This is a genomic window from Acinetobacter boissieri (genome assembly GCF_900096955.1).
Lineage (GTDB): Bacteria > Pseudomonadota > Gammaproteobacteria > Pseudomonadales > Moraxellaceae > Acinetobacter > Acinetobacter boissieri.
Genome location: NZ_FMYL01000004.1, coordinates 197,556 through 220,821 on the forward strand (window position 1 = coordinate 197,556; position 23,266 = coordinate 220,821).

The following is a 23,266-nucleotide window of genomic DNA, read 5'->3' on the forward strand; positions in this document are numbered from 1 at the left end:
TACAGCTTAAAAATCAGGAGCTTCAACTTGAGCACCCCCGCCATTTTAGCCCTTGCCGACGGTACCGTATTTCACGGCCAATCTATCGGTGCACAGGGATCCACGACTGGTGAAGTCGTATTTAACACTGCCATGACAGGCTATCAAGAAATACTGACTGACCCTAGCTATGCACAACAAATTGTAACCCTGACTTATCCTCACATTGGCAACACGGGTTGTAATGTTGAAGATGCTGAGTCTGGTTCAATTCAAAAAGTATGGGCAAACGGCTTAATTATTCGAGATTTACCCCTACTTCATAGTAATTTCCGTGCTAGCATTTCTTTGTCTGACTATTTAGTACAACAAAATATTGTTGCAATTGCAGACATCGATACCCGCAAGCTCACACGTATTTTACGTGAAAAAGGTGCACAAAATGGCTGTATCTTGGCAGGTGACAATATCACTGCTGAAGATGCAATTGCAAAAGCACGTGCATTTGGCGGATTAAATGGCTTAGACCTTGCAAAAGAATGTTGTGATCCAAAAGGTTTTGAATGGACTGAGGGTTCATGGGCACTTGGTCAAGGCTTTACTCAACCTGAAATGAAATTTCATGTTGTCGCTTATGACTATGGCGTAAAAACCAATATTTTACGCATGCTTGCAGATCGTGGTTGTAAGCTTACTGTTGTACCTGCACAAACATCTGCAAAAGATGTATTGGCACTCAATCCAGATGGTATTTTTCTATCGAATGGCCCGGGTGACCCTGCTGCATGTGACTACGCTATTGAAGCCATTCAAGAACTATTAGCACAAAGCGACATTCCAATGTTTGGTATCTGTTTAGGCCACCAGCTGTTGGCTTTAGCCTCTGGTGCACAAACCGTAAAAATGAATCATGGTCACCATGGTGCAAACCACCCAGTAAAAAATACCCAAGATGGTACTGTGATGATCACATCACAAAACCACGGCTTTGCTGTTGATGAAAAAACACTTCCAAACAACTTAAAAACAACACACATTTCGTTGTTTGATGGCACGTTACAAGGTATTCATCGCACCGATAAACCCGCATTTAGTTTCCAAGGTCATCCTGAAGCCAGCCCTGGCCCACATGACTGCGCACCACTATTTGACCACTTTATCGAATTGATCGAAGCATCTAAAAGCCATTAAGGAGCGAAATAATGCCTAAACGTACGGATATTAAAAGCATCTTAATTATTGGTGCTGGCCCAATTGTGATTGGTCAAGCTTGTGAGTTTGACTACTCGGGTGCACAAGCATGTAAAGCACTTCGTGAAGAAGGCTTCCGTGTTATTTTGGTCAACTCAAACCCTGCGACCATTATGACCGACCCATCTATGGCAGATGCGACGTATATCGAGCCAATTACATGGCAGACTGTTGAACGTATCATTGAAAAAGAGCGTCCAGATGCAGTGTTGCCAACCATGGGTGGACAAACGGCTTTAAACTGTGCCCTAGATTTAGACAAACATGGTGTTTTAAGCAAATACAATGTTGAGCTGATTGGTGCAAGTAAAGACGCGATTGAAAAAGCTGAAGATCGTAAACTATTTGACCAAGCCATGAAAAAAATTGGTCTTGAATGCCCACGTGCAGCTGTTGCAGAAACAATGCAAGAAGCACTCGACATTCAAGCAGGTTTTGGCTTCCCTGTGATTATCCGCCCGTCGTTTACTATGGGTGGTTCAGGCGGTGGTATTGCATACAACCGTGAAGAACTTCTTGAAATCTGTGAACGTGGTTTTGAACTTTCACCAACACATCAACTTCTCATTGATGAATCTTTAATTGGTTGGAAAGAGTATGAAATGGAAGTTGTTCGTGACAAAAACGACAACTGTATCATTGTCTGCTCAATTGAAAACTTCGATCCAATGGGTGTTCACACAGGTGACTCTATTACTGTTGCACCTGCCCAAACGCTCACAGACAAAGAATATCAGCTCATGCGTAATGCATCTGTCGCTGTATTACGTGAGATTGGGGTAGAAACAGGCGGTTCAAACGTTCAATTTGGTATTAACCCAAAAGATGGCCGTATGGTTATCATTGAAATGAACCCGCGTGTTTCTCGTTCATCTGCACTTGCATCTAAAGCAACTGGTTTCCCTATTGCTAAAATTGCAGCAAAACTTGCAGTAGGCTACACCTTAGATGAATTAAGTAACGACATTACAGGTGGTGCTACCCCTGCATCATTTGAGCCATCAATTGACTATGTTGTGACTAAAATTCCTCGTTTTAACTTTGAGAAGTTCCCACAAGCAGAACCTGTACTGACCACACAAATGAAATCTGTGGGTGAAGTCATGGCGATCGGCCGTAACTTCCAAGAATCACTTCACAAAGCTTTACGTGGTCTTGAAGTGGGCTGCTGTGGTTTTGATGAGAAAGTAGATGCAAGCTTAACCAATCCAAAAGATAAAATTTTGGTTGAGCTAAAAGTTCCTGGCCCTGACCGTATCTGGTATATAGCAGACGCTTTTCGTCACGGCTTTAGCTTAGATGATGTATTTGAAGCGACTAAAATTGACCGCTGGTTCCTCATTCAAATTCAAGACATCGTTAAAACTGAAGAACAGATTCGTTTGCTTGGTTTTGGTGATTTAACTGAACAAAATGTACGTGGCTTTAAACGTAAAGGTTTATCTGACTTACGTATTGCGCATTTGATGGGCATTTCTCAAAAGCAATTTCGTAAACAACGTTGGAACTTAGGTGTTTACCCTGTTTATAAACGTGTAGATACTTGTGCTGCTGAGTTTGAATCTAGCACGGCATATATGTATTCAACGTATGAAGAAGAGTGCGAAGCAAAACCATCAGACCGTCCAAAAATTATGGTGATTGGTGGTGGTCCAAACCGTATTGGTCAAGGGATTGAATTTGACTACTGCTGTGTACATGCAGCACTTGCTATGCGTGAAGATGGTTACGAAACCATTATGGTCAACTGTAACCCTGAAACAGTTTCAACAGATTACGATACCTCTGACCGCTTGTACTTTGAACCAATTACCCTTGAAGATGTATTGGAAATTATCCGTACAGAAAAACCAAAAGGCGTGATTGTACAGTACGGTGGACAAACGCCACTGAAATTGGCACGTGCACTTGAAGAAGCAGGCACGCCAATTATTGGTACATCACCAGATGCAATTGACCGTGCAGAGGACCGTGAACGTTTCCAGCAAATGATTCAACGCCTTCAACTGCGTCAGCCAAACAACAGTATTGTTAAATCTGCTGAAGAAGGTATTTCTGAAGGCACTAAAGTGGGTTATCCACTTGTTGTTCGTCCATCTTATGTACTTGGTGGTCGTGCAATGGAAATTGTGTATAACGAAGATGAGCTTAAACGCTACTTACGTGAAGCTGTACAAGCCTCTAACGACTCCCCTGTGCTACTCGACCACTTCTTAAATTCAGCGATTGAAGTTGATGTTGATTGTGTATCTGACGGTAAAGACGTGGTAATTGGCGGGATTATGCAACATATTGAAGAAGCAGGTATTCACTCAGGTGACTCTGCGTGTTCAATTCCACCGTATTCTTTATCTAAAGAGATTCAAGACGAAATGCGTCGTCAAACCATTGCTATGGCAAAAGAGCTTGGCGTAATTGGTTTAATGAACGTACAGTTTGCAGTCAAAGGTAACGATGTCTACGTACTTGAAGTAAACCCACGTGCGTCTCGTACAGTGCCTTTCGTCTCTAAATGTATCGGTGAATCATTAGCTAAAGTTGCAGCGCGTTGTATGGCTGGTATTTCACTAAAAGATCAGAAATTTACTCAGGAAATTATTCCTAAGCACTTTGCTGTGAAAGAAGCTGTCTTCCCTTTTGCTAAATTTCAAGGTGTTGACCCAATGCTTGGCCCTGAAATGAAATCTACAGGCGAAGTCATGGGTGTTGGTCAAACATTTGGCGAAGCATTCTACAAAGCTGTACTCGGCTCAAATGAAAGACTGCCTGGTTTGCCAACTGAAGGTGAAATCAAACATGCATTTTTATCTGTACGTGAATCAGATAAGAAAGATGTGGTGGCCATTGCGAAACAATTGTCTGATTATGGTTTTAAATTAGTTGCAACCACAGGTACGCAAAAAGTCATCACAGATGCAGGTTTGAGCTGTGAACGTGTAAATAAAGTGACTGAAGGCCGTCCACACATTGTAGACCGCTTGAAAAATGCTGAAATACACCTTATTGTAAATACAACGGAAGGAAAACAAGCACAGTTTGACTCTGCTGCAATCCGTCGTGCTGCTTTACAAGGTAAAGTATACTACACCACAACCATTAGCGGTGCTGAAGCAGTATGCCAAGCATTTGCAGTTGAGTTACCTATGGACGTATATCGCTTACAAGATTTAGTAACAACCAGTTAATCCATTTTACCGAAGGTCCCGCTACCTACTCGGTAGCGGGATTTTTTTATTTTTTAAACATCTGTTTTTATTTTTGGAGGGACGACATGCAACGTTACCCAATGACTCCTGAAGGTAAAAGTGCTCTTGAAAAAGAGTTACAACACCTTAAAACGTCTGAAAGACCACGTATTATTCAAGCGATTGCTGAAGCACGTGAACATGGCGATTTAAAAGAAAATGCTGAATACCATGCAGCTCGTGAGCAACAAGGTTTTTGTGAAGGTCGTATACAAGACATTGAAGCAAAGCTAGGTGCCTCTCAAGTAATTGATGTCAATGATCTTGAGAAAAATGGCCGTGTGGTTTTTGGTGTAACTGTGACCATTGAAAACTTAGATACTGAAGAGCAAAAGACCTATAAAATCGTAGGTGATGATGAAGCTGATTTCAAAATTAATAAAATTTCAGTCAACTCTCCAATCGCTCGTGGCCTTTTAAGTAAAAGTGAAGGTGAAGATACTAGAATTACGACGCCACAAGGTGAAGTCGAGTACGAAATTGTAAGCGTACAATACCTATAAGACCTGAAAGGCCTTAAATACGTTTTAGGGCCTTTCGTTATCTGCTCTACCAATAAAAAATAAGATGACTACCTATAATTATAATATTAATTTTAAAAAATATTTGTGATATATATCACCATCTCTTAATTATAATTTATCGAAAATACACATATATCATTTAATGTGTACTCATTAATCTATATTAGAAAAGCCTTTTTTGATAAACATAAAAATACGCTAAAGATAGAGAGCAATGATGAAAAAAATATTTTTTGCACTTATATTAATTTTGAGATCTAGCCTATGTTTTGCAACTGAAATTTCATTTTCAGGGTTACTTGTCGAAGACACTTGCAATAGAAGTACGACCGAATACAAAGTATGTTCAACCAATAAAATATCTAACTTTTCACAACAAGCAATGCAATACGCTATAGACCACCATATACTTACGCTGACTTATTTTTAATACCACTTAGCATTTAATCTCAATTTAAAAGGCTGTCGTCATTTGTCTGATACAGCCTTTTATTTTATAAAAATAATATATTTACTTTAATTACTATTTAAAAAACTCTAATCAATCAAAATAAATAATAACTGAAGATTCTATATATTCTAAAAAAATAAAGTATATTTGCTTGAAAAATCGCACTATATGAATATAATGTGACTCTGTTTGCATTTCTAAGATTTAACGTAATAAAATTAATGAGATTATGGGTTCTTAAATGAAAAAAATGACTTTAGCACTGGCTACAATCACTCTCGCAATCAGTGCAACTCACGCAAGTGATGGAACAATTACAATTACTGGTACAGTTACAGACAAAACTTGTAATATCGCAACAGCAGCAGGTAAAAACTTTACTGTTGCACTACCAACGGTATCTAAACAAACTCTTGCACGCGCTGGTGATATTGCTGGTCGTACACCTTTTACTATTAACTTAGACAAATGTTCTGAAGGAAAAGTTGCAACATACTTCGAACCTGGCGCAAACGTTGATTTTAATAGTGGTCGTTTAAACAATGCAAACGGTTCAGCTAAAAACGTACAAGTACAGTTACTTGGTAGCAATAATGGTTTTTTACCCATCTTAGCGACAAATGCAACAGGCTCAGCAGCTAAAAATACATATGCAGGCAGCCAAACTAACTCTCAATGGGTTGATGTTGCAAATGGTAAAGCAGACCTGAACTACTATGCAGAATACTATGCAACAGATACATCAACCGCAGGTACAGTCTCAACTTCGGTTCAATACACCATTATTTACCAATAATAAGCGATCTTTAGTGAAGCAAGTAGTTAGCTTGCTTCACTTTATTTTTTATTATGACTGAAAAGGTTGAGTGGCTATGCAAAAAAAATCTATCTTATCCAATACCTTACCTATCTGGATAATGACCAGCTTAATGACAACAGCCAGTCAGGCAGAAATTATATTGCATGGAACACGCATCATTTATCCGTCAAATAATAAAGAAGTTTCATTACAAATAACCAATGATGGTACTAGACCTGCTTTAGTACAAGCATGGTTAGATGAGGGCGATGCAAACAGTACACCTGATCAAGTCATGCTACCATTTATAATTACACCACCTGTGTCACGTGTAGAACCGAATAAGGGACAAACACTACGTATTACTGCCTTGCCTAGCAGCCATGAATTAAACCAAAACCAAGAATCTTTATATTGGCTAAATGTACTAGATATTCCTCCTAGAACATCGGGTTCCAATACGCCTGAAAACTTTTTACAGCTTGCAATTCGCTCACGTATTAAGTTCATTTACAGACCCGGAACCATTAAACAAGATGTCAATCAAGCGCCAGAACAACTACAGTGGAAAAAACTAGGTGAACAATTGGTCGTTAAAAATCCTACACCTTTCTATATGACGTTGACTTCAGCTTTTAATAAAACTGACCCACAAAAAACAGACTTAATACCCAAAGGCTTAATACTTGCGCCTTTTTCAGAACAAAGTGTACAGCCATTCAATACGCATATTCATGACATTGAGTTCACCATAATCAACGATTACGGCGGTCGTACAGAACATACCACCACACTGAACCCATAAATAGTCATCGGATTCTATTTCTTTATTCGTCTTTTAAAGCGCATTACTTCAGTTAAAAGAATAATCATGTTTATAAAAGTATATCCTCATACGCTTACACTTTTAGTAAGCATAATCATTTGGCAAACGATCACACATGCTGAAACAAGCACACTACAAGAAGCTGATTTTGATCCTGCTTTTATTATGGGAAATAATAAAAATATAGATGTTTCACGCTTTAAATATAGTAATCCTATACTTGCGGGCGAATACAATCTTGATGTTTATATTAATAGCAATTGGTTTGGTAAACGAAAAATGGTTTTTCAAACACAATCTGGCCAAAAAGTTGCAACAACATGCTTCAGTGCGAGTACTCTGCTTAGCTACGGGGTAAAAAAAGATGCTCTACATTCACCCATTGATTCTTTTAAAAATCCTGAATATTGTGTAGAAATTCAACAGTGGATCAAAGATGCATCTTATGAGTTCAATACATCAGACCTTCGATTAGATGTTTTTATTCCACAATATGCGATGCAAAATAATGCTCAAGGCTATGTTGACCCTGCTATATGGAACCGTGGTATTAATGCTGGGTTCATTTCATATAATGCAAGTGCATATCAATCTAGAAATTCATTATCTACTAATAAAAATAATTTAAATGCATTTATGAGCTTAACGCTAGGTGCAAATATTGCTGGCTGGCAACTTCGTCACAATGCTCAACTACAATGGAGCGATACACAGCAATATGCTAAAAAATCCTTCATCTATACAAGTAATAATACTTATCTACAAAAAGCATTTCCTCAATACCGTGGTGTTATGACGATTGGTGACAGTTTTACCAATGGTGAAGTTTTTGATGCTTTAAGCTACCGTGGTCTCGATTTTTCTAGTGATGATCGTATGTTACCTAATAGCTTACAAGGCTATGCACCACAAATTAGAGGCAACGCAAAAACTAGCTCAAAAATTGAAATCAGACAACAAGGGCAATTAATTTATCAAACCAATGTTGCACCAGGACCTTTTGAAATTAATGACTTATATCCAACAGGCTTTGGTGGCAATATTGAAGTGCGTGTTATTGAAGCAGATGGACAAATTCAAAAGTTTAACGTGCCTTATTCATCTGTGGTACAAATGCTCCGACCTCGTATGGATCGTTACTCAATCACTCTTGGAAAAATCAGAGAAACAGGTCTTGGCGATGGGCCTTATGTTGTACAAGGTAAATACCAAAGAGGTATCAATAATTACTTAACGGGCTACACAGGTTTTCAACTCGCCAACGACTATTTTTCAATGATTTTTGGTTCAGCAATCGCCACACCTATAGGAGCAATATCTTTAGATTGGACCCAGGCCAATGCAACGCTGAATCAAAAGTCGCTCAAAGGAAAAAGTTATAGATTAAGCTACAGTAAGCTTATTGCACCCACAAGTACCAATTTAACTTTAGCAGCATACCACTACTCTACTGAAAACTTTTATAGTCTACGTGATACGGCATTATTTAATGAGTTTGTCGGTAAAGGTATTAATACTGCAGCCGTCGGTAAACAACGCAGTCAGTTTCAAATCACATTAAACCAAGGCTTACCACAAAAACTAGGTAACATGTATATTGTGGGTTCTTGGTCTGACTATTGGAACCGTAGCCAATCTTCAAAACAATATCAATTGGGTTACAACAATAACTATAAAGAAATAACGTATGGCATTTCAGCGACGCACCGCCTCATCAATTCAATCGGTGCAATACCAAAGTCGGATACTGAGTATTTATTGAGTATTAACTTTCCACTCAGTATGAGCAAAGCAGTCGCAAACGTAAATGCAACGATAAGTGAAGATAGCCAATCTATAGGCATGAGTGGCATGATCAATGACCGTTTAAACTACGGTGCAAGTGTATCTAAACAAAATAATAACAATGCTTACAACATTAACAGTAGCTATAAGACAGATATTGCAACACTTGCTACATCTTATAGCGCCGCTCCAAACTACCAACAAACCATGTTAAGTGCGAGAGGAAATATTGTACTACATGCTGGTGGCTTACAATTTGGCCCAGAACAAGGGCAAACCATGACAATTGTATATGCACCAAATGCTGTGGGGGCAAAGGTCAATAACTTATCGGGGTTACGCATCAATAAGGCAGGATATGCTGTGCTACCTTACTTAACGCCCTACCGTATTAATGATGTGACATTAGATCCACAAGACATGTCAGATCAAGTAGAGCTTCAAGAAAGTACTCAGCGTATCGCACCTTACGCAGGTTCTATTACCCAGCTCAATTTCAATACAAAAATGGGCTATGCCATCTATATTAGTGCAAAACGTATTGATCACAGTAGCTTACCTTTTGCTGCAGAAGTATTTAACAGCAAAGGAGACGCTATAGGTTTAGTTGGACAAGGTAGTTTAGTTTACTTACGTAGTGATCTTAAACAAGACCAAGTAATCGTAAAATGGGGAGATGATGCATCTCAACAATGTCAAATTAAATATGATTTAAATCAACAAATTATATCTAATCAAACCAGTCTGCTTATGACAAAGGCCATATGCCAATGAAAATTTTACTGACAAGTTTACTGGGTTGTATTGGTATGAACTGCTCTACGATCACTCATGCAGCATGCTCACCCCAGTTAGGGTTCAATACAATTGATATATCGATGGCTATTGGAAAAATTATTGTAAAACCCAATGATCCTGTGGGAAAAATACTCAGTAAGTCTAATTTCAATATTCCAATAAATAATTCAACCTATATGTGCGATGGGTATGGCGGTAAAATTATTGCGGCACTTATGAAAAACCCCAAGCTGAGCAATTTAGGAGATTCAATTTACGACACGAATATCCCAGGCATTGGTATACGCTTATATAGAGAACTTCCCTCAGCGACATATTTTTCAGGATATTACCCTTACGAGAGAAATCTCAAGCCTTATACACCCTACTTTCTTGCAGGTGGATCTTTTGTCGTTGAAATTGTAAAAACAGCCAATCAGACGGGTTCTGGTCGTTTATCGCAAGGCTTATACAGCAGTTACTATGCAGATGGCTATGCAAATATGCCTTTTTTAACCAGCACTATTTATGCAAATACGGCAAGTATTAGCTCGGCATCATGTATGATACAAGGAAATGTAAATAAAACCGTTATTTTACCGACTGTTGTAAATACTGGATTTAAAAGCATTGGCTCTACGCAAGGTGAACAAGCTTTTAATGTCAGTATCTTATGTAATGGTGGTTCAACCGCTTCTAACTACTCTGAAAATAGCCAAATTAGTTTAAGTTTTGGTTTTACTGCAGAAAACTCGAACCCTCGAGTCATTGCAAATACGGCTAATAGTACGAAAAAAGCATTAGGTGTAGGTGTTCAACTTTTGTCTGACTATAAAAATCAAAATAAAGTCATCACAAATGGTAGCCAACTTGACCTTGGCTCTGTTGCAACGAACCAAAATGCACAATATGACATTCCATTACGTGCACGCTACTATCAAACAGACAATAAAGTCACTGCTGGCGAAGTCAAAGGCCTTGCAACCTTAACTATCGAATATCAATAACATAACCGATCTATAAAAAAACCTCGCATCATCATATGATCGAGGTTTTTTTGATTTAAAAGCCATAATCACTCATGGCTTTTTTAAAATCATACAACTAATTACGCTAATTTCTTAGATACATAATCAATTGCAGTTTGTACAGTTGTTAATTCATTTGAATCTTCATCTGGAATAGTAATGTCAAAATCATTTTCAAAAGACATTACAAGCTCTACTAAATCTAGAGAATCTGCACCTAAATCATCAGTAAAAGATGCTTCATTTTTAATTTCTTCAGCATTCATACCAAGTTGTTCAGCTACAGCTTGTTTTACACGTTGTTCGATATCGCTCACAGGAGGTCTCCTCGTTACTTGCGGCGTTTTAAATTGCCGCTAGTTTAATTGAATATTTAAAATAATGGAAGTTTATACATGCGCTTAAGCCATGTATAAACCACCGTTTACATGTAATACCGTACCAGTAATGTAACTAGATTTGTCACCTGCTAAAAAACTTACCGCATGTGCAATATCTTGCGTATTACCTAAACGACCAAGTGCAACTTGCTCAGTCATTTTTTTACGAATATCTTCACTCAGTTGATCTGTCATTTCTGTTGAAATGAAACCAGGGGCAACAGAGTTCACAGTAATCTGACGACTACCCATTTCTTTGGCTAGGCTACGGCTAAATGCTTCAATACCTGCCTTCGCTGCCGAGTAGTTTGCTTGTCCAGGGTTCGCAAAGTGTGCAACCACTGAACTAATATTAATAATACGTCCAAAACGAGCACGTGTCATACCCTTGAGTACACGCTTAGACAAACGATACACTGCCTTTAAATGAATATTTAAAATATCGTCCCAATCATCTTCACTCATGCGTAATAATAAGTTATCACGCGTAATACCTGCATTGTTTACAAGTACTAGAACTGGACCAAAACGTTGTTCAATATCTGAAACTACCGCATCGATCGCGACTACATCACGCACATCAAGTACAAGACCTGTACCATTTTCTGCAAAAGTAGTGCTTAACTGTGCAGCTCCAGATTCAGAGGTTGCAGTACCTACAACAAAGAAACCATCTTGAATTAATTGTTGTGCAATCGCTGCACCAATACCACGGCTTGCGCCTGTAACTAATGCAACTTTACGTTGTTCTTGGCTCATACAATATGTCCTTCTGCGACTAAAATGGCATTCAATGCATCTTCTATGCGACTAGGTGTATCTAAAGCAAATGTTTTTTCAAGGTGAGGTAAACGTTTTGCCATATTACTCAGCACAACACCCGGGCCACATTCTGCAATATAGCCAATGCCTTGATCTTGTAATCGCTGAATGGTTGCCGTCCATTGTACCGAACGATAAAGTTGTTCTTTCAAAGACAAGCGTAATGTAGCGACATCTTGTGCAACATTTGCGCTCACATTTTGTATGACAGGGATTTTAGGCAACTCAATGGCAGTTTGTTCCAATGCATCTGCGAAGTCTTCCGCAGCAGGCTTCATTAAAGAACAATGCGATGGTACAGAAACAGGCAATGCTATTGCTTTAGAACCTTGTGCTTTGGCCTGATCAATCGCAACCTGCACTGCAGCTGTTGCGCCTGCGATCACAACTTGACCTTTCGTATTATAATTTGCAGCTTCTACTTGACCTAAGCCGACATCAGTCGCTGTTTTACATAGTTCAAGTACTTGCTCATCACTTAGGCCTAAAATAGCGGCCATCGCACCTTGTCCTTGCGGCACAGCAGTTTGCATGAGTTTACCACGTAAATGAACCAACTTAACTGCATCAGTCAGCGTGAGTGATTGACCCGCAACCAGCGCACTGTACTCACCTAAAGAATGGCCTGCCAAATACTTCGGTAAAACACCACCCAATGATAACCAAACGCGCCAAATTGCTGTGCTGGCTGTCAGCAATATAGGTTGGGTATTTTCTGTTTGATTTAAGCCCTCACCTGATTGTGCAATGTGCCAGAGATCTAAACCAAGTGCATCAGATGCTTCTGTAAACGTCTCTTGCACAAGACTAAATTGTGTTGCAAGGTCAGCCAACATACCTGCTTTTTGTGACCCTTGTCCAGGAAAAACAAATGCTGTTTTTTCCGCTTGAGCATACTGCTCGAGTGGTTTAGCAGACATATTTAGTACCCTTTTATCTTCTTATCAAGTTCAGCCGTGCAATTTATCATTATTTTTTATATTTTTTAATTGCCAAATACAACATTTCGCACATAAAAAAAGGAGCAAAATGCTCCCTTTTTTATCAATCAAGTCACCTTGACCAATGTCATTATTCAGCTGATGCTTTAGCGAACAATTGACGACCACGGTAAAAACCATCTTTAGTCACATGGTGACGACGATGAGTTTCACCTGTAGTTTGGTCTACAGTTAATGCATTCTCGGTTAAAGCGTCATGAGAACGGCGCATATCACGGCGAGAGCGACTTTTACGGTTTTGCTGAACAGCCATGATGGCTCCTTAGAGAAATCGAAAAAATGGATCAGAACAATTTGGTTGTCTTATACACAAGTATATCATACTTTATGAATTAAGTTTACCTTTCAAACCTGCTAATACATCAAACGGATTATCCCGCTTTTCTTCAACAATGTCCTGCTCGGTAGGTCGATGCTTATGTTCGCAAGCATGATGCTTAGGCGACAATGGCACCAACAATAATAACTCATCTTCTAAGAGTGTGAGTAAATCAACAATTGCAGGTTCATCAAATGATCCCTTACTCGAAGATTCACCTTCACCAAGAACGACGAAATCAGCATCCTCATCCAAGCGCTCTATCAGTGACTCATCTTCTACTAGTGCTAAATGCACAGTTGAAGCCAACTCGATCTCAACAACCTCCAAACAACGTTGACAGGTCATTGGCGCTTTGGCCTCAATATTTGCATCTAACCACACTAAGCGGAGGTATGCGTCCATTGATAGTTTACAATTTATTTGAACCGGTTGATGTTCAACTGATCCAACTGTTTCACGGGCAATACGAGCAAAGCGAGACAGGGGCAGTGTTCCTGACCATGTAAAGCCTTGTTCAGCCCATTTAAACGGCTCGATGTGTGCCGGAAAGGTATTTGCTGACATAGTTTAGGCGGCAATTCTACAAATTCATCAGAACTCTGTCAAAGTTTAAGATACAATTTCTCACTTTAAAACAGAACTAACGGGTAAATAAGTCATGTTATCGCCGATTTCAAAGCAAAAAGCAGCGACATTATCACTCATTGATACCCTAAACCAACTTTGTGTACAACAATCTGTAGATCAAATCGAGCAAATGCCTTGGTCAGATCAAACCACTGAAGTACAACAAGTGGATTGGCTCATATTACACTTTAATACGTGGTTTTCCCACCATAATGTCAAACTAATTAAGGGAAATGATGAACCTGAATATTTTCCAGCATCTATAACCACACCAGCGCGGATTGAATTTGCTCATGGTTTTTTCAGTAGTGCATTACATGAAATTAGCCATTGGACCATTGCGGGGCCTAAGCGTAGAGCACTGCCTGACTTGGGTTATTGGTATGCGCCAGATGGACGTTCAGCAGAACAACAAAAACAGTTTGAGCACGTTGAAATAAAGCCTCAAGCCATTGAATGGTTATTTACAACGGCTTTTGGACGAAAATTTAACGTCTCTTTAGATAACCTCACAGGTGAGTCTGGCGACAGTCATTCCTTTAAAGATCACGTTTTTACCCAAGTACAACATTATTTTTCAGGACAAGCCAAGCTACCTAAAGATGCTTTACTGTTTATTTTCTATATTTGCACGACTGTACGGCACGGTAAAATGCTCTCTAGTCATGAATTTGATCGCCAAAGTTTAGACTAATTGTCTAGTAAGACACCGTAATAATGACTGAGTCACCATAATTACCGGGGCTCACCGCTGTTTGTGCAATATTGGGAATACGACCGTATACCGTACTGATTTGTGCTGCACCAGTACCCGTTAAATTCACGACTTGATTGGTATTCCATTGCCGTGTACGTGCGGCGTCAGAGTACAAATCATATGCAATATATTCTTGACTGGCTGAATTATACATTCTACGCAACGCTAAAGCATTACTATAGTTATCCCCCAAACCTAACTCAATACTATACGCAGTACCTGAATTACAGGTACTGCTAAGCGCCCCCGTTGCATCATAATTTTGACCCGATACATTTACACCAGATAAGTTACCAAAATTCATGTTTGCAGTGGTACTGACTTGGCAAAACTTTGGAATAACATATGAAGCTGTAAGCACCATATTTCCAGAATCTGGATTAGTTGAGGAATTAATCGCCGTATTTCTTTCACACCCCCTAGTAGCAGCCTGCATATCCCAATATATCCTCGCTGTAACAGTATATGTACCAATCGGATATGCTAATAGGCTGGCTGTTTGTGCTGGCACCATTAAAGTCACATTATAACTAATTGTATTACCAGAACGAGCCGTTGTAGCTGGACCATACCATGTCCCATTAATCATGTTGTTTGCATCACCTCCACCACCGACTGTCCCATAAACTCTTACGGGTAAACTTACTCTGCCATTACTAGATGTATTACCGCTAAATTCTGCCATAACACAAATATTTGCTTGGCTAATTTGATTGTAAGATCCAAACAAACCTAGTACATCCCAAAAAGGTCTGGAAAATAAAGTACAAACAATTGTACCCGTCATGGTCACAGGAGCATTGGTGGCAATATTTGAGGATGTATAGTTATAGGTTCCAAAAGTAGAACCAGAATTAGTACATTCTGCATAACTGGTGTGACTGAGCAAAAGTCCACATAAAATCATCCCTGTCATGATGATGTAGCGCAAATAGCGTTTATGACAAAAAAGTATATTTACTGACATACAAATGGCCCTATTTTCTCAATACCCGATGCTTTTCCATGATAGTCAAACTGCGCTTTACACTGACCATGATCTAATAAATCTACAACAACTGTATTATGTTCTAGTAATCCATCTACAAACACTTCTCCACCATAACCCAATACAGACTGTTCCTTCCCATTAATCGTCACAATGTAACCTGCACCAAGATCAACATGTGATGAGTTGACTAAATGAACAATCGCTGAAATCACTTTACGGGCACCAAAATCAATATGTGCGCCTTTTTTATAACCTGTTGCCAGTTTCTTTTCAGTACTATCTATACGCCAATCTAATGGAAGATCTTGTGGATTTGCATAAATGGTATGTGTTCTATACGGTGTTAGATCTGGAATAAAAAAACGTCCCTTCGCATCTGTTTCACCTAAACTTACACCACCATTAATTATTTTAGTTTTAGGGCCAGCATTTGTGACCAAAGCATAACCGTCTCCCACTTGATTGGTTGCAAAGAATCGATTTTCAGCAAAAACTAACGAACCTGAAGCAGATAAACCCAATTGTTTTAAATCATTACTATGACTATATCTGGCAGATAAGTAAGCATAACGGTCTACATAATTTAGATAGCCAGACCCCCCTTGCGTCGCTTGATTTTGGCTAGCTGTAACACCCCAACCTAAACTCCCCAAACTTTGTGTCGACGCACTGGCGATATCTAACTGTTTTGAGACATTACCGTTGTCTAAACCAGCCATTGTCGATACATTTAGTGGAGATGATTTAGGGGTATAGCGCAAGGTTAAATAAGCACCATAGCTTTTTCGATTAATAAGGTCTTGGTATGCTGAAAAAAACACGCCCCAACGTTGATTAATTGATGTTGCTAAATTTAAAGTCGCTTGTTTATAACGACTGTTAGGCGTAACAACGGAGTTGTATCCCGCATACATACCTGTACTTGGCGTAAACTGATAATTTGCGCCAAGTCTAAAGACTTGCTTTGCAGAAGATGTGGTATCGATTGAAGACAATTCATTTGTGTTGGCATAATGCGTTGCATAGTAATGGTCTGACACCCGTGCCAAGTTAAAATATCCATCAAAACTATTCAGCAAACTAAAGTTCATGTTCAGCTTTGAAGATACATTTAGCTCCAAAGCAGTAGATGCTAAAGTACCTTGTTTACCTCTATACTGGCTTGCAGCGAGATCCACACTTAAAATGCCACGATCAAATACATTTCTTGTCGCACCCATACCTAAGTTAAGTAAACCATTTGACGATGCTTCTACTCCTCCATCTACAGTAATCTGGGGTGTTAATCCATAACGTATTGAAGATGATGAAAACAAAAGTTGTGAAGCATAGTCATTCGAGCGTAAAGCATAATTAAAACGAGGCGTACCTAAATCTACAGAAAACTGTTTTATGCCTTTTTGTAAGATTTTGACAGAGGTATAATAGGGTTTAGTACTCACGACTTGTTGACCATTAATATCTGTTGTCACGAGTGTCACTTGATTACCAGAAATAAAAGGTAACGTTTTGACATCAAAAGGACCAGATGGAATAGATCCAGAATAAATTTTTTGTTGGTTCACATATAAATCTAAAGTTGATGGGAGCGTAGCAGATCCTGAAAACTCAGGTGAAGCAGTAGTCACAAGATCACTACGTTGCTCATAAGCACTGGCCCACTGCAAACCAAGCAACCTTACACTTGTATTCCACTGTGCACTATTACTCACAAAATCACCGAGTGTATAAGAGCGAATCTGTATCGGATCTACATATCTCCAAGTAGTAGAAAGTCTTACAAATTTTTCATTAAATTGTGTTGTTTTTTCTTCATTGTTATATAAAAATTGATGGCTTAAACTCCCCCATGACTGATTTATCATCAATTGACCATTTAAGGAAGAATATTTTTTATCTCTGCTATAGTTTTGGTAAAAATTATAATTAAAAATATTCGCATTGAATGACTGAGAGTCTAATTGAGATGTATCTGCTTTTGGTGTACCCAGCTCAACTGCATAACGTGTTAAGTATGTTAAAGGCACATTTAAAGATAATGTCTGGTTCGCCAAGTCATACGTATAATTTAACCACGGTAATTCTTTTAAGCTCACCCACTGTGTATCACTCACACTGGCATCTATTTTAAGACGTAAAGCTCTTAAATCTGTGCCTGAAATAGAAAATTGACCTTGCCCGTCTGTTTTAATTCTTATTAAATCTCGACTCGGATACTGATTAACAAATACACTCAAGAATAAGTCTGCATCTTTTTGCAATGCAGATGTATCTAATGCAGCTACAGGAGCAATAGTAGGAATACTATCCTCATCTAAGCTAAAGCTGTTGGCATTTGCATACGCTAAACTGGTATGGGTTAAAACCGCGCCAAGAAAAAATCTTACCTTTAGCACCATAAAACTTATAGCCGTGTTGCTTTGCCATTTACATTCAGTTGTAAATGATATTGATGTGTGGGATCAAACACAAAATCACGAGCAATGGCGTAGCTTTTTTCATTTCCTGCTAGAATGTAACCATTTACAGTACCTATTTGCAACATATACTCTTTTTGGGTTGTTGCATCAATTAATTTCACATCAGTCAATAAACTACGTAATCCACCTTGGTTGATTACAGTGAGTACTGGTTTATTGTCACGTTGTTCAATTTTCCATGCCAATTTAAGCTGGCTGTCTGGATTACTAATGAATACAGGTAAAGAAATGCGCATCAATACCGTAAGGCCTTGTGATATTTTTCTACTGTCTGTAGGTTTTGGAATTTCATCTAAAATTAGGCGATAGCTTTTTTCATCTTTTACAGGCGTTTTGTCTAAATGAACAACACGATAGTTATAAGATGAATTTGCTACTAGATTTGTGACAGGTGGACTCACAACAACATCATTTGTTGGCACTAAAACATCTTTCCCATGATCTTGTGTCCATTTAAACACTCGAGCCTGTAACGCTGTAGATTCAGACGACTCATTAAATACAGACAGTGTCTGACTATTTTGAGTCGATTGAAACTCAATCGTTGTAGGAGATATTCTTAATGAAGCTGCAAATGATGCTAATGGATATATTGTAAAAAGACAGACTACAGCTTTACTAAGAACAGCTAATCTATGCTTGAGCATATAAATTACCTAATATAAGATCAGAAAAAATTGGTGCTGATAAACGTTATATTTCATCAACACCAATCACACTTTAACTTTATAACACGTTAATTTAAACGATTAGTAAGTTACTGTAAGTGTTACTGTATCTAAATAAGAACCAACGCTTGGCAATACTGTTCCTGCAGGAATTTGACCAAATACTTGCGTAGACTGCACTGTACCTGTACCTGTACCTGTAAATGCCGTTGCTGTTTCAATTTTAGTCTTATAACCTGAATCTGAATATAAGTTGTACGGTAGTAAATCTGTACCACCTGCACCACCTTTCATATTACGTTGACCAGATGCGGCATTGTCACCAGTACCAAATGTAAGGTTCCATGCAGTACCTTTGTTACATAGTACGTTCACTGCGCCTGCACCCGTTGTAGCACTACTTGCATTAACATTAGCAGCTAAGCTAGAAATTGAACCAAAATCTAATGAAGTATCCCCAATCTTTGTACCTGTTGCACTAGTGTTCAGTACACAACTTGATGTTACAGTCGCTTTTACTGTCATTGCACCTGTTGCTGTTGCTGCTGTTGCTGATTCAGTAACAGGAAGCATAATAGCGAAAAGCGCTACAAATTTGTTCATACAGTTTCCCCTAAGAGGTGAGAGATTAAAAAAGCAATAGTTCGATAACAATGCGCTAGTAATCACAATCGTAGCTACACTGTATGGTTTTATTATAAGATAGATTCTTTATTAATCATATAACAGCATCAAATTGCCTTTTATGCTTCAAAAGACAAGTTTGAGCATCCAATATTGCTCGTTTAAAAAATAATCACCAGTATGACCTTAAAAATATGGTGACACAAAGCACATAATTATAAAATTAAAAAAAACCAATCACAGTTAAATTACATTGTAAAAAACAGATATTTATAGACATAGTGTTACAAATACTTACAACAAAATACTCAAAAAATTACATTAATAACATTTTTTATCAAAAAAATTCAATTTTATTTAATATAACCAGCGGAATTACACTTACAAATAATGCTAAACAGAAATGTTTCACATCGCTAAATTTTGTAGCTTGTGATCTTTTAAAACCTAATTATGCTTTAATACGAGCGTATTTCAACCAATTTATACCACTTAAGAGCAAAACTAAAGTTGAATCTTCGTTACTTAAAGCATGAGTTGATCTAAACGACAAAACATTAAATTCCCGCGTAATTACTCACAGCACTTTTATGAAGATAACCTACCTAATCAAATCATTTTTTCGAGTATTATATCAGCCAAGCAAATACCATATCCAAAAGAATGAGATGACTCTATTTAGTATTAAAGTATAAAAAATACAGTAACCATAAAAGCACACCGTACTTTGCTTGCTAGTAATATGTCTACAATTTATGCATAATACGCCATCAAAAAATCTTGTTGGAGCCTCAGCCAATGCTACACCTTAGAGTCCACCCTGATAATCCACAGCAAAGACTCATCAAACAAGCTGTAGATGCCATTCGTGAAGGCAAGATCATCATTTACCCAACCGATGCAGCCTATGCAATTGGTTGTAAAATTGGTGATAAAACAGCAGTTGAACGTATTTCACGCATTCGTCAGCTCGATGCAAAACATCAATACACAATTTTATGTAGTGACCTGTCACACCTTGCTAACTTTGCCAAAGTAGATAACCCGACCTATAGACTCTTAAAGGCGCATACACCATCTGCAACAACATTTATTTTACCTGCAACCAGTGAAGTGCCAAGACGCTTAATGCACCCAAAGAAAAAGACCATTGGTTTACGTGTACCCGATAACACCATCTGCCAAATGCTATTACAAGAGTTGGGGGAACCTTTACTCACCAGTACGCTGATTTTACCCAATCAGGCAGATCCTCTAGATGACCCATACGAAATAGAAATGCAACTGGATAATTTGGTTGATGTATTTATTGACAGTGGTTTTGGTACGCTCAAAGAAACCAGTATTGTTGATTTATCTGGTGACCAAGCCGAAGTCATTCGTCATGGTGCAAGCGATGTCAGTGCTTTTGAGTAAGGATGTATTTACTTTTAAAATAAATAGACTAAAATCGGCGCTACACTTTCGATCAAGTGGTTGTTGCTTTTAAAACAACTTGATCTTCTCATGCTTTTGAAAATTCGCGTGGCTTAAATATTTCATGAATTCTGCTTTACAAGCTCCTGTGGCACAGTCGTCTGCTATACGTGTTTTCGACCAATACCACAACGACATACCAGATGACTTATACATTCCAGCAGCCGCATTTCAAATTTTGCTCAGCTACTTTGAAGGGCCACTCGACTTTCTGCTGTATTTGATTAAAAAAAATGGGTTTGATCTGTTACAGCTCGACATTTCACCGATTGCTACACAGTATTTAAGCTATATTCAGCAAATGAAGTCGTTAGATATTGAGCTCACTGCTGACTATTTAGTCATGGCAGCACTACTTGCTGATTTAAAATCGAGATTATTACTCCCAAAACCCACCAAGCTTCAGCTTGAAGATGATCCAAAACAACAATTGGTTGATCGCTTAGAACAGTATTTACGTATTAAAGATGCAGCAACAGCTTTAAATACATTGAATGTACTTGAACGAGATACGTTTATACCTCAAGTTATACTTGGGCAAGCCAAACTTAACCTTGACGGGTTCGATGCAAACATTTTAACCCATGCCTTACACTGCTTATTTAATCGTCCTGAACCCATCACACACCAAGTTACCTCAGAAACAGTATCTCTTGAAGAACGTATGGTTTATATTGAAGGCACACTACAAAGTGGCCAACGTTACACATTTCACGAGTTACTTACGCACAACCAAGGTAAAGTGGGTATGGTCGTCACATTTATGGCCATTTTAGAGTTAGCAAGACAAGAAAAGATTACAATTTTAGCGACAGGTATTGAAGAGCCTTTGTCTATTTGTGGAGCTCAAATATGAATACTACACAACAACATGACCATCTCATGCAACTTGAAGCCATTATTTTTGCCAGTGATACGCCTGTTTCAATTCAGTTCTTAAAAGCTGCATTTAAAAATAAATATAATAAACAAGAAATTAAAGCACTATTGCAACAATTAGCGACATTACAGTATGGCCGATCTATTGAACTGATTGAAACGGCTCAAGGCTACAGATTTCAAGTCCGTGCAAAATATCGTGAAACCATTCAAGAAACATGGCCAGAAAAGCCCATCAAGCTCTCTGCCTCTCTCGTTGAAATATTAGCCGTAATTGCTTACCATCAGCCCATGACAAGGGCTGATATTGAACACATTCGTGGTGTGACCAACAACAGTCAAGTGTTAAGAACACTCTTTGACTGGGAGTGGATTAAAGAGTCCGGCTTTAGAGAGGCACCAGGTCGCCCTGCACTGTTGGTGACTACCCCCCAATTTCTAAATGCTTTTGGCGTATTATCGTTAAGCGAATTGCCCCCCTTACAGGATACCAAAGACGTATTCATGACACTTGATGCCCATGCAACAACGTCGTGAAAGGTGCACTGTTGATTGATTAATTCTAAGGTTTACTGTTATGAGTGAAAAGTTACAAAAAGTTTTAGCACGTGTTGGCCTCGGCTCACGTCGCTATATGGAAGAAGTGATTGCTTCTGGCCGAGTCAGTGTCAATGGTAAAGTCGCACATGTCGGCGAGCGTATTGAGCAAGGTGATGAATTACGTATCGATGGCCGTAAAGTACAATTTCAACTTGAAGATGAAATTCGTCGCCGCGTACTTATTTACTACAAGCCAGAAGGTGAAATCTGTTCACGTAGCGACCCAGAACAACGCCCAACCGTGTTTGAGCGTTTGCCACAAATTCCAAATGACCGTTGGGTTATGGTGGGTCGTTTAGACATTAACAGTACAGGCTTACTATTGTTTACTAACGATGGTGAATTGGCTAACCGTTTAATGCACCCATCAAATGAAGTTGAACGTGAGTATGCTGTACGTGTAATGGGCGATTTGACCCCACAAATGCGTCAAAAGTTAATTAACGGCGTTGAATTAGATGATGGCCCCGCCAAGTTTGAATCAATTACTGACTTAGGCGGTGAAGGGATTAACCGATGGTATCAAGTGGTAGTGAAAGAAGGACGTAACCGTGAAGTACGTCGTTTGTTTGAATCACAAGAACTCAAAGTCAGTCGCTTATTGCGTACTCGCTACGGTTCTGTGATCTTACCACGCGAGCTACGTACAGGCCGTTGGACTGAACTTGATAAAAACGATATTGATGCATTAACCAAGTTGGTTGAACTTAAACCACGCCAAGGTACAGGCTTGTTTGGTTTGGCTAAACGCCGTGCTGAACGTATGTCTGAAAACCCAATGCCTGCACGTCGTGGTGGCTACTTACGTCAGCAACCCCGTGAAGAAGACTCATCGAATCAAAAATCACCAAGACCATCGAATCAACGTCAAGGCAATGGTAATAACAATGGCGCTAAACCCTATGGTGCGCCTCGTCGTAACCGTCGTAATGACTCAGAGTAAATAATTAAAAAACAGCCTCAATATTGAGGCT

At 38.8% G+C, this 23,266-nt stretch carries 21 protein-coding genes; 12 read left to right on the plus strand and 9 right to left on the minus strand.

All coding sequences use genetic code 11. From position 1 onward, the window contains the following. Positions 1-27 precede the first annotated feature (27 nt). The 7 genes from carA to BLS38_RS05860 all read left to right on the plus strand — a co-directional run bounded on the left by carA (position 28) and on the right by BLS38_RS05860 (position 10,644). The gene (gene carA / locus BLS38_RS05830; protein ID WP_092747601.1) at positions 28-1,170 is read left to right on the plus strand and encodes a glutamine-hydrolyzing carbamoyl-phosphate synthase small subunit; all 1,143 of its coding nucleotides are present in this window, start codon (positions 28-30) and stop codon (positions 1,168-1,170) included. An 11-nt stretch (positions 1,171-1,181) separates the two neighbouring features. After that, positions 1,182-4,415, plus strand: a complete 3,234-nt coding sequence (gene carB, locus BLS38_RS05835) for a carbamoyl-phosphate synthase large subunit (protein WP_092747603.1) — start codon at positions 1,182-1,184, stop codon at positions 4,413-4,415. Between the two features lie 86 nt (positions 4,416-4,501). Then, positions 4,502-4,978: a transcription elongation factor GreA gene (gene greA, locus BLS38_RS05840; RefSeq protein WP_092747605.1), complete on the plus strand. Its 477-nt coding sequence runs from the start codon at positions 4,502-4,504 to the stop codon at positions 4,976-4,978. A 713-nt stretch (positions 4,979-5,691) separates the two neighbouring features. Beyond that, positions 5,692-6,246 (plus strand): fimbrial protein, encoded by a 555-nt coding sequence (locus BLS38_RS05845; RefSeq protein WP_092747607.1) that lies wholly within the window; start codon positions 5,692-5,694, stop codon positions 6,244-6,246. A gap of 76 nt (positions 6,247-6,322) precedes the next feature. After that, positions 6,323-7,054: a fimbrial biogenesis chaperone gene (locus tag BLS38_RS05850; protein ID WP_092747609.1), complete on the plus strand. Its 732-nt coding sequence runs from the start codon at positions 6,323-6,325 to the stop codon at positions 7,052-7,054. A 66-nt stretch (positions 7,055-7,120) separates the two neighbouring features. Next, complete coding sequence (locus BLS38_RS05855) at positions 7,121-9,634, plus strand: fimbria/pilus outer membrane usher protein (RefSeq protein WP_092747611.1); 2,514 nt, start codon at positions 7,121-7,123, stop codon at positions 9,632-9,634. Continuing rightward, positions 9,631-10,644 carry a fimbrial protein gene (locus BLS38_RS05860; RefSeq protein WP_213030502.1) on the plus strand — a complete coding sequence of 338 codons (1,014 nt, stop codon included), beginning with the start codon at positions 9,631-9,633 and terminating at the stop codon, positions 10,642-10,644. Before BLS38_RS05855 ends, BLS38_RS05860 begins: the two co-directional genes overlap by 4 nt. Positions 10,645-10,745: 101 nt before the next feature. Here BLS38_RS05860 and acpP read toward each other — a convergent pair whose 3' ends face one another. From acpP to BLS38_RS05885, 5 genes are all read right to left on the minus strand, one after another. After that, on the minus strand, positions 10,746-10,982 hold the full coding sequence (gene acpP / locus BLS38_RS05865) for an acyl carrier protein (protein WP_092747615.1): 237 nt from the start codon (positions 10,980-10,982) through the stop codon (positions 10,746-10,748). An 84-nt stretch (positions 10,983-11,066) separates the two neighbouring features. Beyond that, the gene (fabG, locus tag BLS38_RS05870; RefSeq protein WP_092747617.1) at positions 11,067-11,804 is read right to left on the minus strand and encodes a 3-oxoacyl-ACP reductase FabG; all 738 of its coding nucleotides are present in this window, start codon (positions 11,802-11,804) and stop codon (positions 11,067-11,069) included. Beyond that, positions 11,801-12,787: an ACP S-malonyltransferase gene (fabD, locus tag BLS38_RS05875; RefSeq protein WP_092747619.1), complete on the minus strand. Its 987-nt coding sequence runs from the start codon at positions 12,785-12,787 to the stop codon at positions 11,801-11,803. The genes fabG and fabD overlap by 4 nt, the downstream gene beginning before the upstream one ends. A 151-nt stretch (positions 12,788-12,938) precedes the next feature. Continuing rightward, positions 12,939-13,121, minus strand: a complete 183-nt coding sequence (gene rpmF, locus BLS38_RS05880; protein ID WP_067726483.1) for a 50S ribosomal protein L32 — start codon at positions 13,119-13,121, stop codon at positions 12,939-12,941. A 72-nt stretch (positions 13,122-13,193) separates the two neighbouring features. Beyond that, complete coding sequence (locus BLS38_RS05885; protein ID WP_092747621.1) at positions 13,194-13,754, minus strand: YceD family protein; 561 nt, start codon at positions 13,752-13,754, stop codon at positions 13,194-13,196. A gap of 94 nt (positions 13,755-13,848) precedes the next feature. Between BLS38_RS05885 and BLS38_RS05890 the strand changes: the two genes are divergently transcribed. Next, positions 13,849-14,511, plus strand: coding sequence for an elongation factor P hydroxylase (locus BLS38_RS05890; RefSeq protein WP_092747623.1), 663 nt, complete (start codon positions 13,849-13,851; stop codon positions 14,509-14,511). A 4-nt stretch (positions 14,512-14,515) separates the two neighbouring features. On the opposite strand, the gene BLS38_RS05895 is transcribed toward BLS38_RS05890, so the two are convergent. The 4 genes from BLS38_RS05895 to BLS38_RS05910 form a co-directional block, all read right to left on the minus strand. After that, positions 14,516-15,541, minus strand: a complete 1,026-nt coding sequence (locus BLS38_RS05895; RefSeq protein ID WP_092747625.1) for a Csu type fimbrial protein — start codon at positions 15,539-15,541, stop codon at positions 14,516-14,518. Continuing rightward, positions 15,532-17,964: a fimbria/pilus outer membrane usher protein gene (locus BLS38_RS05900; protein ID WP_092747627.1), complete on the minus strand. Its 2,433-nt coding sequence runs from the start codon at positions 17,962-17,964 to the stop codon at positions 15,532-15,534. The genes BLS38_RS05895 and BLS38_RS05900 overlap by 10 nt, the downstream gene beginning before the upstream one ends. Before the next feature lie 5 nt (positions 17,965-17,969). Further along, positions 17,970-18,692 carry a fimbrial biogenesis chaperone gene (locus BLS38_RS05905; RefSeq protein ID WP_092747629.1) on the minus strand — a complete coding sequence of 241 codons (723 nt, stop codon included), beginning with the start codon at positions 18,690-18,692 and terminating at the stop codon, positions 17,970-17,972. A gap of 102 nt (positions 18,693-18,794) precedes the next feature. Next, entirely contained in the window at positions 18,795-19,316 is a 522-nt protein-coding gene (locus BLS38_RS05910; protein WP_092747631.1) for a Csu type fimbrial protein, read from the minus strand. An 819-nt stretch (positions 19,317-20,135) separates the two neighbouring features. Here BLS38_RS05910 and BLS38_RS05915 point away from each other — a divergent pair. The 4 genes from BLS38_RS05915 (at position 20,136) to rluB (ending at position 23,235) form a co-directional block, all read left to right on the plus strand. Further along, the gene (locus BLS38_RS05915) at positions 20,136-20,753 is read left to right on the plus strand and encodes an L-threonylcarbamoyladenylate synthase (RefSeq protein WP_092747633.1); all 618 of its coding nucleotides are present in this window, start codon (positions 20,136-20,138) and stop codon (positions 20,751-20,753) included. Between the two features lie 124 nt (positions 20,754-20,877). After that, entirely contained in the window at positions 20,878-21,669 is a 792-nt protein-coding gene (locus BLS38_RS05920; protein WP_092747635.1) for a segregation and condensation protein A, read from the plus strand. Next, positions 21,666-22,229, plus strand: coding sequence for an SMC-Scp complex subunit ScpB (gene scpB, locus BLS38_RS05925; protein ID WP_092747637.1), 564 nt, complete (start codon positions 21,666-21,668; stop codon positions 22,227-22,229). Before BLS38_RS05920 ends, scpB begins: the two co-directional genes overlap by 4 nt. A gap of 40 nt (positions 22,230-22,269) precedes the next feature. After that, positions 22,270-23,235 carry a 23S rRNA pseudouridine(2605) synthase RluB gene (rluB, locus tag BLS38_RS05930; RefSeq protein WP_092747639.1) on the plus strand — a complete coding sequence of 322 codons (966 nt, stop codon included), beginning with the start codon at positions 22,270-22,272 and terminating at the stop codon, positions 23,233-23,235. Positions 23,236-23,266: the final 31 nt, after the last annotated feature.